The organism is Bradyrhizobium sp. CAR08, assembly GCF_052871955.1.
Genome location: NZ_JBIXJX010000032.1, coordinates 1 through 14,438 on the forward strand (window position 1 = coordinate 1; position 14,438 = coordinate 14,438).

Sequence of the window (14,438 nt, forward strand, 5' to 3'; positions counted from 1 at the left end):
GCCGCCGCCGCTCCAGCCCGCCTAAAACCTCGACCCGCATCGCCTGATGACCTTAAAGCTAGACTTAAGGTCACACGCTTCGCGAATTACCAACCCTCACGCAAGACGGCCCCCATCGGAGGCGTACAGTGTCCCTTTATTCCCCCAGGGAGCACAGGTGTGGTCAATGAGGCTCAGAGAACCAACTTCGTAAGTGTCGTCGCTTGTGCCGCAACGAATGCCTGAGCCGGCAAGTCCCCCAGCAGTCCGCGGTGGAACGCAGCTAACCAGGCGTTTCGTCCCGTCGTGATATAATGATAGCTCACGAGCTTGATGAGCTCTGCATGGATATCGGCGACAGAAATGAGGCCAGCCGTGGGTCCCATGTTGCGCATATGTTGTGGTAGCGTCGCCCAAGCGTTCGTACAGGCGCGCTGAAACTGCTCACCGAGCACATACTTCAAATGAAAAGCGATACGCTTTTGCACGGACGGTGCATGGTGAGAGCTGGGAATAGCTTCAAATCGGGCCGCCGGATACGGTTGGATGATCCGTATCTCCCAGAGGTCGGAGTTGGCCAGCGTGTCGAAGTAAGGATGAATGAGCCACTCCTCCGGGCTTTCACCTTTATAGGTACTGCCCTTCACCGATGAGTTGCAGCTCGTGCAGGCCGGAACGAGGTTCGCCGCCATGACCGAAAACTCAGGAAACGTTTCCTTTGGCAGAAAGTGGTCCAGGGCGCCCGTGACCGAAGACCCACACATCGGGCAGCTGGCGACTTGCTGGCTGCGCAGGTTCTTGAAGCGAGTCACACTCTTTCGGTTCTCGTAAAGCCTCTGCTGAACCGTGCCCATTGCCGCCGGGAATTTCGAGCCAACGATCGACCACGGATTGCCGCCATGTACTCGATAGGCCTGATAACATGATGCCACAGGCCAAGGTAATTAGCCCAGGCCGGCTCCGCACAGATCTTGTTGAGGTAAGCATCGTCCTCCGCAGACGATGGAGCGGTTAGCGCTATCATTGCTGTCGCATGCGAAGGAGGTGGGCCACATAAGAGAGCGTTTCTGGATTCAACCTCTCGCCGTGATCCTGAACAATGCGCTCGATCGTCACTTCGGGACCGAGACGATTGACCCAATCTACCAGCAAGTCCTGGTAGCCGTGGGAGATGTCGCTATCGCCGAATACAAACTGGGAAATGCTGTCAATGCTCGCTCCGAACGTCTGGAGCCTAGGTTGATCGATCGAAATCGCTCTCTCATTCAGTGATAATATTCGGACTCGCTGCCGAGGGACTTCCCTTACGATATAAGCAGAATGTGTCACGATAATTGCTACGGATCTCGTCGCGGCCAGCAGCGTGTGCAGGATCGACATAAAGTCCGAAACATAATTCGGGTGTAGGTGCGTTTCCGGTTCGTCGAACAACAGCATACTGCCTTGTTCGATCGACCCAACGGCCTGGGCCGCAAATCTCAGCATCGCTTGCTCTCCGCTGCTGAGTGTACGGGGCGCTTCGCCCAGGCCGAACGTCACCGGCGACCTGGACCAGTCGACCATGCGAACCAACTGCAGCTGGCGCTGCTCGTTCAGCGATCTGAACAGGGGAAAATAGGCTCTACCCTGCCAGGTTCTCACGTCGAACAGATCGTGAGGCTCCGATTGATCCCTGAGAGGCAGGTGGATCGTCTTTGAAAAGGACAGGGGGGCTAGCGACCTTTCCAGCATGTTCAGCCGACTCGGTCCGCTAAATGGCATACCTTGGGAGAAAGGCTCAAACTGCCTGTGATCGCGCAGGCAATCGATCAATGCGCCGGTCGATGCATCGGCCTCAGTGTCCGTATTGGCAATCATCGAAAAATACTGATAGTCGACGCCTTCCCAAGGCGGGATCGATCGTGGGTAGGAGTCCGACGCCACAGATGAAAAGACCATCAATCGGCTGAACGTTGGGGCGGTTTCGAAAGCGGTCGAGACTGCTGGCTCGCCGACTTGGGGAGATCGTTGCGAATGGATGAGGCTTAGCAAAAGCTGGGTCTTGCCGGTTCCGTTTCGTCCAATGAGGACCGCGACACGATCACGATTAAGTTCGTCCGATCGAAAGTCGAAATCAATGTCATAAGGATTGTCGGCCGCAAGCAGGTTCGTCCCCATGTGGAAGCTTGTCGCCGCATCAGGGACTGGAGCTTGCGGTTCGGCCCGCAAATAGCGACGGCCGTGGCGGAACGCGACATAGTTGGAGCTGGCCCTTAGCGCGCCCAGGTGAAATCGGTCTGTGTCGAAAAGCGGCAGACGTGCGGTGTCCATGCCCTCTGTCCGAAGAACGACCGCGTCACCGAGCAATCACAGCGACGTCATAGCGCGCGCGAAGCCAAGCAATTCAATCAGCGAGCCGTATGACTCAACGTTATCGAGAATGCCAACGTAGCTCGCATTCGCAAGCTCGATCGGCACCCAAGGTTGGTGAAGAAGGAGCTGGTTGAAGAAGCCATCAGTTCGATCAAACCCAGAAACCATAAAGTGCATATCAAACGGTACGGGCTGTTGTTGCGGCAGCAGTACCAGCAGGCGCGCGGTGAAATAGTAGGTGAAATCATTCCAGGTACTGTGCTGCGGTATCACCGCGACGGCAGGTCGTGCGATCGGAGCAAGTGCTGCCGTATTCGCGTCGTGCGCGAATATAACGGGAACCGGGGCGTTTGCGGGAATGGGCTCTGCAGTGCTCACGATGCGCGGAACTATAAGGAATCGAGAATCGGGCGGCAATCCTCGATCCAGAACTACAGCAATTGCGCTTTGTGGCAACCCACACTTTCGGGTACCGAATAGCTATTCGTTTGGCATTTGATCCACGATAGCCTTGAGGTTGTCGCGGATCGTATTCGAGATTGCGCTTATCGAGACTGTTGGCACATAGAATTTAGCGCGAAGCAGCAGCTTGGTGCGGAACCCGCGCTCAAATCGGAAAGACCAGGGAATCGCCGCTTGTATTACGAGCATTTGTGCCACGAATGGAAAATGCGGATCGCACTTGCGCTTCCCCGATCTTGTGGCCACTCGAAGTTTCGCTCATGGCTCGTGAAATGCAACGGCTCGGCCAGAGAGCTACCTGCACAATTCGCCACCCGCATCATCGCGCTCGGCTTTCCGAGCAGCGAATGGAGTGGTTCTTTGGCAAAAGCCCGAGCAACGCTTGCTGAAAGCTCATTCCCGTCACGGACATAGGCGACCATCATGGCTTCTTGCATCGCCCAGCTGTAGTCTCCGTTGATGAAGCGAAACGCACCCTTGGTCCCGTAGTGCGTTTCGAAGGAATGATTCTTGTCGACTGGTTTGCATTCCACAAACAATGCATCCAGGCTCGATAGCGCTAGCGGCGCATCTCGTACAAGATCAAACACGAGATCCGGTTTCTTGCTCGGATGCTTGCCATCATAATTCGTAACTTCGGCGCCACGCCGTACCTTCTGAAAGATGCGCTCGTCGAAGCCAGCCACCTTTCCGCTCCTTCGAAGACGGTTCTCGAGTATCCACTCTAATTGTTGGGTTATGGCATTCTCTTGGGCCGACGAAAGCTCAAAACCCGCCGGAGGCGCTCCCCGCAACAACGAGAACGCATGACAGATCGCGTTATGGGCAATCAGCAGAACAGAGTCATCCAACGCCGGATGCGGTAGACGATAGTCGATACCTTCGGCAAAGAATCCCGCAATGCTCATCTGTGCCGAAACGCGTTTAGATGCTGGCGAACAATGTGCAGTCCGCAAAGTCGGGCTCGGCTTTTGCTCCAGAAGCGGCGCTGATTGAGCAGGCCAACCAGGAGGCCGTGCTGCGGCAAGACCATGATGACGCGACTGGCGGCCGTGCGATTGGCTTCCCGCATCACCTTCGAAACCAGAGTTGATGAGATATCAGAAGTCGCGTGCGCCGACGCTAGAGTAATAAACCGCCACGAAGGCATCCATGTATCCGCCAGTTCGGTCAGGGGCTCGATGCGCAGCTCTCCGATGGTCGGCTGTACAAACGGCTGCAACATGTCGTGAAGGTACCGACAAAACCGATCGCAATCGTTCTGGTCAGGCGGAAGAGCGGCGGGGTCGCGGGAGGACTTGTATGGTAAGCTGAATTGTACGGTGTCGCGGACGACGTCGATGTCATGTGCGCTGAGTCCGTAGAGACTGAATATAAGCTGATCAATCTTTTCCCAGGGTTTCACCTGGTTTGACATAAGTTGCGACGACAGGGTACGAATTTGCTGCTTTTCCGAGGTCCCTAGCCCTGAAGGCTCCAGGAAGGGAAATCCATCCAGCTCCTCCTTCAGAATCGTGCGATAGCTCGCGCCGAGGCGCGAACTATGCGTCAGATAGAAGTGTTGCCAAAGCTCGCTATGAACGACGAGATAAAGCAGGCGAGCCAGCAAATCAGCATCGCGATAGCCGTTCGTTGAATATCCATAATAGCTCTTACGGAACGCAACGGGCCGGCTTGCCGACAGGTATGCCCTCGGTCGATCTCTGGTTTCACCCGGAGCTTGCGGGACGATGACCAAGGGGGCCTTATACAGCTCGGCTTCACGCGGTCGATTCGCAGTCGTTCGCCTGTGCTTGTCCCGCCAGAGATCAAGTTCACCAAAATTGATGTCAAATCCATCCTCTGGAGGCTCAAAGTCGGGCAAGGCCAGAATGTGCTTTGCCGCGACCTGCGGAAGACTTTTTACGTTGTAGCCTTCGTTCGAGAACAGGCCCAACCGTTTCCACACATCCCCGAGATTGGGAATGTTTTTCTCAGCAATCTTGTCCCATACTTCTACGTCCAAGATCGTGCCGAGCCCTAGAGTCTTCAACATCCAGGGTCTCTTTACGACGGCATCAAGCGACACCGGCTGGGCAGACTGGTAGTCAATGCGAAATTCTGCCCGCTTGGTAAGAGCATTCTCGCGCAGCGGCGTGACGAATTGAAACTGATGTCCAAGCGGCGCGGGCGCGTTTCGAGCAAACAGAAGCATGAACGGCAACTTCATATGCCGCCAAACCGGCGTCTCTTCCAAATCTGACGCGTTCAAGATACCTGTCACCGTCAGGCCACGAAATAGTGCCTCTCTTGCGAGTCGACCCGTGCCGCTTTGCTTGAGGATAATCCGGGCCGGGAGTGCAAAAGCGATGATGCCGCCGTGCTTGGCCCATTCCGTTGCGCGCCAAACAAAGGGAAGATCCGGATTGTTATCAGGATTTTCGTACAATTCGGGCGAGAGGCCCTCGATGTTTTTCGCTGTGAGCGCGCGCCGACTTATCGCGGTGAATTCGCGGTTCATCTTAGTATGGCGCTTGCGATCGGCAGTCCTTTCGGCAGCGGTCTTTGCTTTCGACCGCAGCCGCGTCCAAGGCGGATTTCCAAGGACAACATCGAAAGATGCATCGAATTCCTTTGGTACATGCGACGACAGACTTCCGAGACCAAATCCGCGCGTAGCTTCATTGCTCGCAGTGGAAGCAAAGTTGAATAGAACCTCCCCCTGCAACGCTCGAGGAAACTTGAGTATCTTCGGAGGGCGGGTTGTGCCGTTCACCTCGATGGCCGTGACGTACAGCGCAAGTGCCGCCAGCCGCAACGCCGGTTCACTTACGTCAAATCCGCGAATCTGCCGATAGAGAATCCGGTGAATAGTGTTCTTGTCGGGCCTTCGTCCTTCCTTCTGCCAGTGAAGTCGGATCAATTGTCTGAAGGCTAGCACCAGGAATACGCCGGCCCCGCATGACGGATCTAGAATGACGGCATCACAGGCGTCCTTTGCGCCGGCGAGTGCCTCCTCGACGAGAAGTTGGGCGACATTCTTGGGCGTATAGTGGACGCTCGTTTCTTCGGCGTGGGCTTCATCCCAGCGATGGCTAAATGTTTCGTAGACCTGGCTCAGTACTCCGATTGGAATATGCGCAAAATCGAAGTCGTCCCAGTCGATCCTCGTCTGGAATGTTGAATCACCCAGGTGCTTCCAGCCACGCATGATGGCCTGCAGATGAAGAAAAATCTTCCCGTCGGTTTTTTTGTCGGCTTGGCGGAAGAACTTCCTGTACGCGGCAAGCCGTTTTGCTGGATCGGCATGTGCTACTTCGTCCACAAGCGGCAACAGATCGCCATTGAACGTTTCGTCCAGCCAGCATGACGTGGCAGCCGCGCGCTCGGCGTCGGAAAAGACGTCTTTCAAATCATTGGCTTTTGGCGAGATCTCGTGTAGCTCAGCCGGCAGAATGATCCTGCGATCATGGAGAAACCGAAAGAACAGGGCCCGGCCTGCGACAGACAACACCTCGAGTGCTGACATGCGCCCGGCGAGAGCCGAGTCTGCCTCCGTCAGCAGCTCGTAAATCTCATCGAACACATAGTCGGGGGCGGTCGGTTGTCCCTCGATGCTGACCAAGCCTGTTGCCAAACCTTGGAAGAGCAGGGGATCCGGGTTCGTCAACGAGACCGGCGTCGGTGTTGCGCCATCTAGTTCCGCGCGACTGAGGTTGATCGGATAAAGCGTCAGCTCGCCGGGCCGCACAACCCCCAACATTGCATGCTCACTTCGGTTTGCGAGCAACTGGCCGAGGTGACGCACTTGATGGTCGCTCGGTTGAACGCGATCGGTCAGACCATCGACCAGGTAAAGGATCGGACGCCCCTGAAACTCGGCGACCGCGTTCGGCCTCAAATCGCTGGCGCGCCGGCCCGACATCAAATCCAGATAGTTGAGATGGGTGGCGTCTGCCGTCCCGTCGAGCGCGATCAGATCCGGACAGCCGATCTTGGTCATCTCACGTTCGAGTCTGGCAAGCGAGGGTGAGGGTGATACTTCGGCCACGTTCACACCAGCCGCAGAATACCGACGAGGACACCCGCGACGTGGAGCGCGCCGCCATTGAACTGGTCGAAAACGAGATCTGGAAACTCCGGATTCTCAGCGCGAAGCCGAATACCGTCATTGCTCTTGAAAACACGCTTGAGGGTCGTCTCTTCGCCGATCAGAACGGCAGCAATTGCGCCGTTCGCAACCTCGGTCTGCGTGTTCAGAATCGCAATGTCGCCGTCGAAGATACCCGCACCCTCCATGCTACTTCCCCCGACGCGCAACGCAAAAAGACGGGCGCCTCGCAGGAGCGCCCGCGGCAACGGAATCCTGGCTTCAACATTCTCGAGAGCGTCGGTTGGACTGCCGGCAACGATCCTGCCCAAGAGTGGCACCCGCACGAGATCGCCCAAAGCGGAATCTTCCCGACCAATGCGAATTCCGCGGGCCTGGCGCGGTGCACGCTTGAGATAGCCCTTCAGCTCGATGAGACGTAGGTGTTCGCGCGCGGCATTCGGGCTCTTGAAGCTGAACCGGCCACAAATCTCCTCAAGAGTCGGTGGTGCACCAGCCGCGGCCATATGTTTTTCAACAAAATCAAAGATTTGTCGTTGTCTCGCTGTCAGTTCCGTGCCAATGCCCATCGCCGAGCGTAGTACTGTAAAAAAATACAGTATTCAAGCTTCGCTTCCGTCAGTCCGGCACGAAAGGGTGCGGCCGGTCCAAGGTGTCCCCGCGCCGCCGGTGGAAATCTCGGCGTCAGGTGGTAATAAGATATAGTATCAATGTGTTAACCAATGGTGGCTTGGGGGCCCGTGAGGAAGACGACAGCTGGCCCCGCGAGGCCGCTTGCACCTCGCGGGATTTCTCACCCTTACTTCGCGTGCTTTGTCTGAGCCGCCCTAATGATGCCCTTGGCCTGCTTGGCCTCGTCGGTAAGTTTGGGAAGCGCTTCGATGGCCGCGCAATTTTCGGGGTTGTTCAGCCGATAATGGTGCTTTGAACCGAGTTTCTCGAACTGTTCGATCGCCGCGACATACTGCGCGTGAATCCACACGTACTTCGAAAGAACGCCCGCATCGGTCTTGGCGAGGCCCCGTTTGACTATCAACCCGATATCACGGAGGTAGAGTGGATAATTATCGTCATCCATGCCTGCGACTTCCACTACCGACTTCCACGACACATAGTTGAGGTAGTGGTTGCCGTCCTCGTCCTTGGTCATGAATGCGCGCACGTAATCCGCTTCGTGCTCCCCATCATGTTGTTCGGCATGTGCCTTGCGCGCGATTGTAACAAGCGTCCGATCGATCAGCACGCGCGGGTACTTCGCGAGCTTCGATTCCATCTCATAGGCCTTCACCATCGCGGGGCCGACGAGGTAACGCTTGGTGTGGACCAACTCGCCAACGGTGATCGCACCGCGCACGAGATATCCCTGGATCGCAAGATCAATAACCGCAAACGCTATGTCGCAAAGAAGATAAAAAACCGCCGATTGCTCGTGGATCGCGTATGACAGCACTACGGAGTCTGAGAAGGTCGTGATGCTCCGTGTCCTGTAGAGATCGGCATCCTCACGTCCGATATCATATAGCCGATCGATTGCCCTAAGCAGTAATCGTAGTTTCTCGCTATCCCGCTCCGTCTCGTCGACGATCTCTCTGAAACCGAGGAAGTCAAGAAACAGAACTATTCTTCGCTCATAGCGATGCTGTTTCGGCTGCTGCTTCTGCCGTTTTGCCATCGGTCATCTTTCCTAAGTCACGAATCGTCTTGTCGTCGGACGACACGGTCGTGCATTTGAGCCGCATTAACCGTTTCGTTACCACGCATAGATCACTGGCTCGTTCGTCGGAAACTGCGCCCATCCTCGACATATTCGAACAACGCCTCGAAGGTTTGATACTTGGAGAGCTCCGCCAAAAGAAAGCACAATAAATCCCTTGCTGGGTTGGTTTGTCATCAGTCGGGCAGGAGGTGCCTATGGCGGCAGCGAAGAAGAAGACAGCGCGTGGGCGCAAGCTGGACCGGGCCCGTGTGGCCGGCGGGCAAAAGTATGAAGTGGGGTACGAGTCCAAGAAGACAGGACGGTCGGCGTCAGCGGTCAAGAAAGCTGTCAAGAAGGTCGGCAACAGCCGGAAGCGGGTCGAGAAGCGTCTCGGGCGTTAGGTTCTAATGCGCCGATTTTCCGGCACGTTGCCTAGACCTCGGGCGGGCATTCGGGGCAGGTCTCGCCGAAGGAGTCCAGGACCTCCGTCATCGCGCCGGCGGCCGCCTCGGGCGAAAGGCCCGGCGGCGGATCCTGGCGGGCGATTTGGAACGCCCGCTCGCGGGCGTGCGGATCTGCGCGGTCCTGCATCCAGCCGTGGTACTCACACTCGCGGATTGCGCCTGCCTCCTGCAGCACGGCTATCGCCCACCCCCGTACCGTGCGGATCGCCGTCCGCCTCTCCTTGGACATCAGCATCAAGATCGCTCCTCCGCGAGGGACGAATCCTTGCAGCCCTCGATTCGTTCCGGCTGCTAACACAGAGCAGGGATTCAAAATCGCCGGACAGGTGTTTTTCCACGTGTTCCGCCGCCCTGTGCAAAACCAGCCACGCAGCGATCTGTCTTCCTTGTACGCGTCGCGCATGACGACTATCAGCGCCTCGTCTGGTAAAGAGCGCTGCAGTGCCTTTGCCTCAACCCCAGGGGTGCGCCGGGAGGAAAATTTACGCGTTTTTGCCGGCTGAGCGGCCTGGCATTCAACGCGACCGGCGACGTTGTAGAGAATGACGGCGTCTGGAAGGTTCATGAATTCGCTTGGCGGATCGACGCGATTCTGCTTTCGGCTCGCTTCAATGTCGTTGGCTGCGCGGCACGGTGTTTCACTATCCCGAGCGGCCGGAGCACCGGCCGGCGTTGCAACATTCGACAACTAGTCGAAATCCAGTCCGCATGGTTTGCGGTAGCTACAAGGTCACTGGAAATGCGTCAAACCGCTGTCGCATTGATTCTCGCCATTCTGTCGAGCGTGGCGCTGGCCGATGATTTTGTCGGACAGGCCAGCGTGATCGACGGCGACACGCTGGAAATGCATGGCGTGCGCATCCGGCTTTGGGGCATCGATGCACCGGAGAGCAGCCAGCTGTGCCGCGGCGAAGACAGCTTGCAATATCGGTGCGGTGCGCAGGCCGCGAACGACCTGGATGCCTTCATTGCCCGCCGTCCCGTCAATTGTGCTCCAGTCAGCCTCGACCCATATGGCCGCACGGTCGCGACCTGCTCCGTCGCAGGCAGGGATCTCGGGGAATGGCTGGTACGCAACGGCCTTGCGTTGGATTGGCCGCAATACTCGAAGGGCAGGTATCGCGAAGCCCAGCGCGAGGCTGAGCGTGCCGGCCAGGGACTGTGGAAGGGCAGCTACGTCGAGCCGTGGCTTTATCGTTCATGCATCCGCGCGAGTGGAAAGCCGTCCGCCTGTTCCGACGATGCAAATGCCCATCCTTGATGCGATCTCGGCAAGGGCGCCAATCCACAACGTGCGTTGGCTAATCACCGCACTTGGGCAGGTGGCTCTGGCGCGGTTTGGGCGACTCACGCTACCTATCATTCTCGATCACCTCACTGCACAATGGGAATGAAATGGTTGCAGCCACCCGTGAATTGCCGGCCTCTGGTTACGCGCTTGAAGTGGACGGCCGGCCCAAAGCCGAATTTGCAACCAGAGACGGCGCAAGGGCAGGTGGCGAAGAACTGAAGAGGCGTTTTCCCATGCTTCAGATCAAGATCTATGACGCGCAGACGCATGCGCGCGAGGAAATCTAGATCCGCTGATTCAAGTCATGGCAGAGTTGCTCGGCCAGAGCGCGTGCGGCTGCCGCCGCATCGGGCTCTCGTAAACCGAGCCGCTTTGCGTCTCGGCCGTGCGGCGTCGATCCCTCGCGCAAAGAGATGCGGAGCTCCTCGCCGGGGGCACTCGGAAAAGGGGCTCGCCTGCGGCGATCGCTATCACTGCCCGTTCCCGGGTGCCGCTATTGAACCGGTCTCGTCGCTGCACTCGGACCCGCGTGCCCCTTCGGGTCGCTATGCTCACGCTCTCCGGGTGCCATATTCCCGGGAGGCGATGCGCCCCTGGCGCACGCCTGGTCGGGCCTGCGGCCCTGGTAGCTCAACGCAATTCCCATGAACGATGGAAGGTTGGCTGCGTCGCAGACTTCGTATTCTCTCAGGTAGAGGCGAGAGTCAGAGTGTCGCGGGGTTTTGCCATGACGGGTTACAGGCTGCGAGAGAGGCTCGCGGTCCCCGTCGCGGAGATCCGCGATGTCCAGACATCATCCTCGGGCGCGCACCGGTGAGGACCGGGCAAACCTTTATGACGACATCACCAACAAGATCATCGCCGAACTGGGGGCCGGCCGAGCGCCGTGGGTGCAGCCTTGGGGCACGGCGGCAGCGACGGCGCCTTTGGCCATGCCAAAAAGCGCCGCGTCCGGCCGCCAATACAGCGGCATAAACATTTTAATTCTCTGGGGTGCGGCGACCGAACACGGATTTACAGGGCAGAGCTGGCTTACCTTCCGCCAAGCGCTGTCGCTCGGGGGGCATGTCCGCAAGGGCGAGCGCGGTACGACCGTCGTCTATGCCGACCGGTTTGTGCCGGCCGACGAAAAGCGCCGCGCCAGCGAGAACGGTGAGGAAGCGCACGCCCTTCCGTTCCTCAAGCGCTTCAGGGTTTTCAACTGCGATCAATGCGACGGCCTGCCTCCAGAGATCGCGACAACGGCGCCGCTTCCGCCGCCAGGCCTGATCGAGCCGCGGGTCGAATACCTGATCAAGGCGACCGGCATCGACTTCCGCATCGGCGGCAACCGCGCCTTCTATATGCCGACCGAAGATTATGTGCAGGTGCCGCCTCCGCAAGCCTATTTCGAGCCTATCAATTGGCATCGAACGGCACTGCATGAATTGGCGCATGCCAGCGGTCATCCATTACGTCTCAACCGCGACTTGTCGGGCAGCTTTGGTACCAAGAAGTATGCCTTTGAGGAGTTGGTTGCGGAAATCTCGTCTGCGTTCAGTTGCGCTTCGCTTGGTATCATGCCGACGGTGCGGCACGCCGATTATATTGGCTCGTGGCTGGAGGTGTTGCGAGAGGATAATCGCGCGATTGTGCGAGCTGCTTCGCAGGCCAGCAAGGTTGCGGATTATCTCCTTGGTTTCCTGCCGAAAGTGACAGTCGGCATGACAACCGAGGCGGCGGAGCAGGAGGCGGCGTGAGTGTCTCACCTGTTGCCTCAAACAAGAGGGTGAGAGGGGAGCGGTGGTCTTCGCGACGGGTTGGAGGCCGAGAGAGAGGCTCCCGGCCGCCCGTCGTGGAGAATCGATATGACGAAGGCTGTCCAAAAGATCACGCTGTCCCCCTCACGCGACATTCCGTTCAACAAGCTGGTCCTCAGCCAGTCCAACGTCCGGCATGAGCAACTCGCCGAAAGCATTGCGCAGCGCACACTGCTGCAGAGTCTGAACGTGCGGGCGGTTGTGGACGCCGAAGGCAATGAGACCGGCATGTTCAAGGTGCCGGCCGGCGGCCGGCGCTATCGCGCGCTGGAGCTTCTCGTCAAGCAGAAGCGCATGGCGAAGACGCAAGCCGTTCCTTGTGTCGTGCGCGAGGGGGGCATCGCTGAAGACGATTCGCTTGCCGAGAATGACGAGCGGGTAGGGCTTCATCCGCTCGATCAGTTCCGAGCATTCCAGACCTTGAGCGGCACCGGATTATCCGACGAGGATATCGCGGCCCGGCACTTCGTGTCCCCGGCTGTCGTGAAGCAACGCCTCTGGCTGGCGTCCGTGTCGCCAAAGCTCCACGACGTCTATGCCGATGACGGCATGACTCTCGAGCAGCTCATGGCCTTCACGGTTTCAGCCGATCACGCCAGGCAGGAGCAGGTCTGGGAGAACGTCAGCCGATCCGGCTATGATGAGCCCTATCAGATCCGGCGAATGCTGACCGAAAATACCTCGCGCGTCCGATCGGCGCGTGCAGTTCATTGGGCTGGATGCTTACGAGCAGGCTGGTGGCGGCGTCTTGCGGGATCTGTTCGAGCACGATGACGGCGGCTGGCTCCAGGACGTTGCTTTGCTCGATCGTCTCGTGACAGAAAAGCTCAAAGCCGAAGCTGAGACGATTGCAGCCGAAGGCTGGAAGTGGATATCGCTCGCCGTCGAATTCCCCTACGGCCACGCGGATGGCCTGCGTGCAATCGAGGGCAAGCCTGTCGATCTTTCCCCGGAGGATCAGGCCACCATCGACGCCTTCAATGCGGAGCAAGCCAAGCTTGAATCCGATTCTCAGGATGCCGACGAGTTGCCCGATGAGGTCGATCAGCGTCTCGGCGAATCGAGGTGGCCCTGGCCGCATTCGAAGAGCGGCCGATGTTTTACGATCCGGCCGAGATCGCCCGCGCCGGTGTCTTCGTCGGCATCGGTTCCGAAGGGCGCCTCTCGGTCGATCGGGGTTACGTCCGTCCGGAGGACGATTTGTCGGCAGTCGATCCCGATGTCGGGCAGGCCGCCGACACACAATCTGTCGAGGGGAAGGCGGCTGGTCCTTCCGTCCAACGCACGGTCATCGCGGTGGCCGGCGGCGCTACTGATACCGAAGACGATGACGAGGACGCGACCAAACCTCTGCCGGATCGGCTGATCACGGAGCTGACAGCCCATCGCACGCTGGCATTGCGGGATGCGCTGGCGGAAAATCCGGCGATTGCGTTCCAGGCGGTGCTGCACACCTTCGTGCTGACGGCCTTTTACCGGTTCGCATCGTCCGGGAGCTGCCTTGAGATCGGGCTTCGCACACCGACCTTTCCGGCTCAAGCGGCTGGCTTGAGAGAAAGCGCGTCAGCGAAGGCCGTCGAGGCGCGGCATGAGTCCTGGAAAGCAAGATTGCGGGATAGCGAGAACGATCTTTGGAATGCCCTCGCGGCCCTTGATGGCGGTGCGCGGGCATCCCTGTTCGCTCACTGTGCGTCGTTTGCGGTCAACGCTCTCTATGAGCCGGCCAACCGCTACGATCAGGGCCGCGTCTCCGCCCACGGCGTCCGCACCCGGCTCGACCAGGCCGACATCCTAGCGCGCGCCGTCGGTCTCGACATGGTTCAAGCGGGGTGGAAGCCCTCCTTCGACAACTATCTCGGGCGGGTCACCAAGCCGCGTATTCTGGAGGCGGTGCGGGAAGCCAAGGGCGAGTCGTCGGCGCAACTGATCGACCACCTGAAGAAGGCCGACATGGCCAAGGAGGCCGAGCGTCTTCTCGACGGCTCGGGGTGGTTGCCGGAGCCGCTGCGTCTTGTCGATCCCAACGCGGCGTCAGGGGAGCAGGAGAGTGAAGCGGGCCCGCTGCCCGAATTCCTCGCCGATGACGAGGATCGGGACAACGCCGGCGACGACGATCCGCAACAGCTGGACGCGGCTGAGTGACATCTAGAGCGGGATGGCTCCTGCCGTTCCGCAACTGCTTGGGGACCGGTGTCTCGCGCCGGTCCCCATTATTATGGGCGAGGGCTGAGAGGGAGAGGCGGGCCGGGAAGGGTTTGAGCCGTCGGGTCTTAAGGAGAGCGCCTGATGGTTCGACCCATTCCTG

12 protein-coding genes and 1 pseudogene are annotated in these 14,438 nt (G+C 58.6%); 5 read left to right on the plus strand and 8 right to left on the minus strand.

Going from position 1 to position 14,438, the window contains the following annotated elements; genetic code table 11:
- Nucleotides 1-173: 173 nt before the first annotated feature.
- The 7 genes from ACIPUD_RS37350 to ACIPUD_RS37380 all read right to left on the minus strand — a co-directional run bounded on the left by ACIPUD_RS37350 (nucleotide 174) and on the right by ACIPUD_RS37380 (nucleotide 8,555).
- Nucleotides 174-791 carry a hypothetical protein gene (locus ACIPUD_RS37350; protein ID WP_446482675.1) on the minus strand — a complete coding sequence of 206 codons (618 nt, stop codon included), beginning with the start codon at nucleotides 789-791 and terminating at the stop codon, nucleotides 174-176.
- Between the two features lie 208 nt (nucleotides 792-999).
- Complete coding sequence (locus ACIPUD_RS37355) at nucleotides 1,000-2,289, minus strand: AAA family ATPase (protein WP_446482676.1); 1,290 nt, start codon at nucleotides 2,287-2,289, stop codon at nucleotides 1,000-1,002.
- Nucleotides 2,290-2,325: 36 nt separating this feature from the next.
- Nucleotides 2,326-2,748: a hypothetical protein gene (locus tag ACIPUD_RS37360; RefSeq protein WP_446482677.1), complete on the minus strand. Its 423-nt coding sequence runs from the start codon at nucleotides 2,746-2,748 to the stop codon at nucleotides 2,326-2,328.
- Between the two features lie 224 nt (nucleotides 2,749-2,972).
- Nucleotides 2,973-3,701: a hypothetical protein gene (locus ACIPUD_RS37365; protein ID WP_446482678.1), complete on the minus strand. Its 729-nt coding sequence runs from the start codon at nucleotides 3,699-3,701 to the stop codon at nucleotides 2,973-2,975.
- Entirely contained in the window at nucleotides 3,698-6,775 is a 3,078-nt protein-coding gene (locus tag ACIPUD_RS37370; RefSeq protein ID WP_446482679.1) for an N-6 DNA methylase, read from the minus strand. Before ACIPUD_RS37370 ends, ACIPUD_RS37365 begins: the two co-directional genes overlap by 4 nt.
- Nucleotides 6,776-6,825: 50 nt before the next feature.
- Complete coding sequence (gene lexA / locus ACIPUD_RS37375) at nucleotides 6,826-7,452, minus strand: transcriptional repressor LexA (protein WP_446482680.1); 627 nt, start codon at nucleotides 7,450-7,452, stop codon at nucleotides 6,826-6,828.
- A gap of 230 nt (nucleotides 7,453-7,682) precedes the next feature.
- Nucleotides 7,683-8,555, minus strand: coding sequence for a hypothetical protein (locus ACIPUD_RS37380; RefSeq protein ID WP_377786177.1), 873 nt, complete (start codon nucleotides 8,553-8,555; stop codon nucleotides 7,683-7,685).
- 239 nt (nucleotides 8,556-8,794) lie between these two features.
- On the opposite strand from ACIPUD_RS37380, the gene ACIPUD_RS37385 reads away from it, so the two are divergent.
- Nucleotides 8,795-8,980 carry a DUF3606 domain-containing protein gene (locus ACIPUD_RS37385; RefSeq protein WP_377786179.1) on the plus strand — a complete coding sequence of 62 codons (186 nt, stop codon included), beginning with the start codon at nucleotides 8,795-8,797 and terminating at the stop codon, nucleotides 8,978-8,980.
- A gap of 31 nt (nucleotides 8,981-9,011) precedes the next feature.
- Here the strand turns inward: ACIPUD_RS37385 and ACIPUD_RS37390 are convergent, their stop codons facing one another.
- A complete protein-coding gene (locus ACIPUD_RS37390) occupies nucleotides 9,012-9,278 on the minus strand; it encodes a hypothetical protein (RefSeq protein ID WP_377786294.1) in 267 nt (88 codons plus the stop codon).
- 504 nt (nucleotides 9,279-9,782) lie between these two features.
- On the opposite strand from ACIPUD_RS37390, the gene ACIPUD_RS37395 reads away from it, so the two are divergent.
- The 4 genes and pseudogenes from ACIPUD_RS37395 (at nucleotide 9,783) to ACIPUD_RS37410 (ending at nucleotide 14,275) form a co-directional block, all read left to right on the plus strand.
- Nucleotides 9,783-10,304, plus strand: coding sequence for a thermonuclease family protein (locus tag ACIPUD_RS37395; RefSeq protein ID WP_377786181.1), 522 nt, complete (start codon nucleotides 9,783-9,785; stop codon nucleotides 10,302-10,304).
- Between the two features lie 134 nt (nucleotides 10,305-10,438).
- A complete protein-coding gene (locus tag ACIPUD_RS37400; protein WP_446482681.1) occupies nucleotides 10,439-10,621 on the plus strand; it encodes a hypothetical protein in 183 nt (60 codons plus the stop codon).
- A 495-nt stretch (nucleotides 10,622-11,116) separates the two neighbouring features.
- Complete coding sequence (locus ACIPUD_RS37405) at nucleotides 11,117-12,073, plus strand: ArdC family protein (protein WP_446482682.1); 957 nt, start codon at nucleotides 11,117-11,119, stop codon at nucleotides 12,071-12,073.
- A 108-nt stretch (nucleotides 12,074-12,181) separates the two neighbouring features.
- A pseudogene (locus ACIPUD_RS37410) lies at nucleotides 12,182-14,275 on the plus strand (ParB/RepB/Spo0J family partition protein).
- Nucleotides 14,276-14,438: the final 163 nt, after the last annotated feature.